This is a genomic window from Saccharopolyspora sp. NPDC003752 (genome assembly GCF_053605825.1).
Genome location: NZ_JBSGJZ010000090.1, coordinates 1 through 1,285, shown reverse-complemented (window position 1 = coordinate 1,285; position 1,285 = coordinate 1). Strand labels below are relative to the sequence as shown.

The 1,285-nt window shown below is 56.5% G+C and carries 2 rRNA genes; both read right to left on the bottom strand.

The window, feature by feature from the left end:
• Position 1: 1 nt before the first annotated feature.
• Positions 2–118: ribosomal RNA gene (gene rrf, locus ACWEV3_RS43360) — 5S ribosomal RNA — on the bottom strand.
• Between the two features lie 139 nt (positions 119–257).
• A 23S ribosomal RNA gene (locus ACWEV3_RS43355) occupies positions 258–1,285 on the bottom strand; the annotation flags it as partial.

Sequence of the window (1,285 nt, the reverse complement as noted above, 5' to 3'; positions counted from 1 at the left end):
GTGTCGGCGGTGTCTTACTCTCCCACACCCTGTCGAGTGCAGTACCATCAGCGCTGGGGAGCTTAGCTACCGGGTTCGGAATGGGACCGGGCGGACCCTCCCCGCCATCGCCACCGACAACCCTCAACCCCACCCAAGCCGGGCAGGAAATCTCGAGTGTCGACGATCAACAAGCGATCATCAATTCAATTATCAACACAACAACCATGACCCGGTTGTTGTCTCAGATACCGTATAGTGGGTGCGTAGCAATCTTCGTGAGCAAGTCCTCGGCCTATCAGCACCAGTCAACTCCACACCTTACAGTGCTTCCATATCTGGCCTGTCAACCCAATCATCTCTTGGGGGCCTTAACCCACAAAGGGGTGGGAGACCTCATCTAGGAACAGGCTTCCCGCTTAGATGCTTTCAGCGGTTATCCCTCCCGAACATAGCCAACCAGCCACGCCCTTGGCAGAACGACTGGCACACCAGAGGTTCGTCCGTCCCGGTCCTCTCGTACTAGGGACAGCCTTCCGCAAGTCTCCTACGCGCGCGGCGGATAGGGACCGAACTGTCTCACGACGTTCTAAACCCAGCTCGCGTGCCGCTTTAATGGGCGAACAGCCCAACCCTTGGGACCAACTCCAGCCCCAGGATGCGACGAGCCGACATCGAGGTGCCAAACCATGCCGTCGATATGGACTCTTGGGCAAGATCAGCCTGTTATCCCCGGGGTACCTTTTATCCGTTGAGCGACACCGCTTCCACCAGCCAGTGCCGGATCACTAGTCCCTGCTTTCGCACCTGCTCGACCCGTCAGTCTCACAGTCAAGCTCCCTTATACACTTACACTCAACACCTGATTGCCAACCAGGCTGAGGGAACCTTTGGGCGCCTCCGTTACCCTTTAGGAGGCAACCGCCCCAGTTAAACTACCCACCAGGCACTGTCCCCGATCCGGATCACGGACCCGAGTTAGATGCCCGGAACGACCAGAGTGGTATTTCACCAACGACTCCACACCCACTAGCGTGAATGCTTCACAGTCTCCCACCTATCCTACACAAGCCGAACCAAACACCAATACCAAGCTATAGTAAAGGTCCCGGGGTCTTTCCGTCCTGCCGCGCGAAACGAGCATCTTTACTCGTACTGCAATTTCACCGGGCCTGTGGTCGAGACAGCGGAGAAGTCGTTACGCCATTCGTGCAGGTCGGAACTTACCCGACAAGGAATTTCGCTACCTTAGGATGGTTATAGTTACCACCGCCGTTTACTGGCGCTTAAATTCTCCGCTACACCC